Source organism: uncultured Mycobacterium sp., assembly GCF_964249325.1.
Lineage (GTDB): Bacteria > Actinomycetota > Actinomycetes > Mycobacteriales > Mycobacteriaceae > Mycobacterium.
Map to the genome: position 1 here is coordinate 1 of NZ_CAXUCH010000402.1, position 2,254 is coordinate 2,254.

Here is a 2,254-nt window from a genome sequence, read left to right on the forward strand (position 1 = left end):
TCGGTTTGCGCCGACCGCACCAACCCCCACACCGCGGCCCCCGCCAAGTCGGTGATCGTCTCCCCCGCCAACGCGATCGCGCCGCGAGTGACCACCACGAGCATGCTGGCGTCCTCCCGGGCCAGCCAGGACTGCACCACCGTCAACGCCGCATGCGTTGCCGCGTAGACCCCGGCCACTCCCTCCACTGGTTTCGACTCGAACACGTATGCGGCAGCAGCGGATTCGAGTGATTCCGCAGTGTCAGTGGGGGGCCAGTGCTCCCAGGACACGGGTGCAGGCGACACCGAGGGATGCGGTGACCAGTCCAGCTCGAACAGCCGGTCTGGGCCCGAGCCCGACAACGCTGCTCGTAACTGTTCACCGGTGACCGGGCGGGCCACCATCGCGCCCACCGACAACACCGGCAGACCCAGCCCGTCGGTGAGCTCGATCGACACCGACGACGGTCCGACCGGCACGATCCGCGCCCGAACCGCTGACGCGCCGGCGGCATGCAAGCACACCCGCTGCCAGGAAAACGGCACCAGTACGCCACCATCGACGCCCTCGGCTTCACCGGCCAGGAGCAGTGCATGCAACGCCGCATCCAAGATCACCGGATGAACCCCGAAGCCTGCCGGGGAAACTCCCGCGTCCGCTGGCAATGCCACTTCGGCGAACACCTCGTCGCCGCGGCGCCATACCGCAGTCAGGCCCTGGAACGCCGGCCCGTAGCCATAGCCGCGTGCCGCCAACCGCTCGTAACAATCGGCCACGTCCAACGGAGCAGCACCGGGCGGCGGCCACACCGACAACTCGTTGCCCGGCTCGGCTGGTCCCGAGTGCAGGGTGCCTTCGGCATGCAGTACCCAGCCGCTGTCGGACCGCGAAAACACCGACACTTCACGAGAACCCGACGGGTCGGCACCGCCCACGACCACCTGTACCGCGACCGAGCCCGATGCCGGCACCACCAACGGTGCGGCCAGCATCAGTTCCTCGACGACGCCGCAGCCGACGTGGTCACCGGCACGGATCACCAGCTCCACGAAACCGGCTCCCGGGAAGATCACTACACCTTCGACAGCGTGATCGGCCAACCATCCCTGTGAGGAAACCGAGAGCCGACCGGTCAGGACCACTCCGCCCGAGCTGGGCAATTCCACCACCGCACCCAACAGAGGATGGTCGCTGGCCGAAAGCCCCAGGCCGGCAGCGTCGGCCGCGGCACCATCACTAGACAGCCAAAACCGCCGCCGCTCAAAAGCATACGTCGGTAACTCGACGAATCCGCCGCCGGGCAGCATGGCGCGCCAGTCCACGTCAAGACCTGATACGAAGGCCTGGGCCACCGCGCTGGTCAGGCTCGCGGGTTCCGGGCGGTCTTTGCGCATCGTTGGCAGGGAGATGACCTCTGCGTCCGGCAGCGACTCCTCGATGGAGGCCGTCAACCCACCGCCGGGTCCCACCTCGAGGAAACGGTTGGCCCCGGCCGAGTGGGCGAAGCGAACGCTGTCGGCGAAGCGCACCGCTTCCCGGATGTGCCGTGTCCAGTACTGCGGTGACGCGAAATCCTCGCCCGCCGACCGGCCGGTGAGATTCGAGATGATCGGCAGGGTGGGCGGCCCGATGGCGAGGCCCGCTGCGACAGTGCGGAACTCCTCGATCATCGGCTCCATCAACGGCGAATGGAAAGCGTGCGAGACCGCGAGCCGGTGCACTCGGCGGCCCTGCTCGCGCAGCTGTTCCGCGATGGCGGTGACGGCCTCTTCGTACCCCGAGACCACCACCGATCGTGGGCCGTTGACGGCGGCGATACCGACATCGGTGTTCAGCAGTGGCAGCACTTCGTCTTCGGTGGCTTGCACTGCGACCATCGCGCCGCCCGCGGGCAGGGCTTGCATGAACCGGCCGCGGGCGACGACCAATACCGCCGCGTTCTCCAGCGAGAGGACTCCGGCGACGTGCGCGGCGGTCAGCTCGCCCACCGAGTGGCCCATCACGTAATCGGGACTGATACCCCACGATTCGAGCAGCCGGAACAGCGCGACTTCGACTGCGAAGAGTGCTGGCTGAGCGAATTCCGTTGTGTTGATAAGGCTTTCGTCGTAGCCCCACATCACTTCGCGCAGTGGGCGCAGCAGGTGCCGGTCCAGCTCGCCCACCACGGTGTTGAACGCTTCAGCAAACACTGGGTATGCGGCATGGAGTCCCATGCCCATGCCGAGCCATTGGGAGCCTTGGCCGGGGAACACGAACACGGTCTTGCCCG

The 2,254-nt window shown here is 67.4% G+C and carries 1 protein-coding gene; it reads right to left on the reverse strand.

The window, feature by feature from the left end:
* A partial coding sequence (locus ACFE99_RS25120) for an acyltransferase domain-containing protein (protein ID WP_375489599.1) occupies nucleotides 1–2,254 on the reverse strand: 2,254 nt, incomplete at both ends.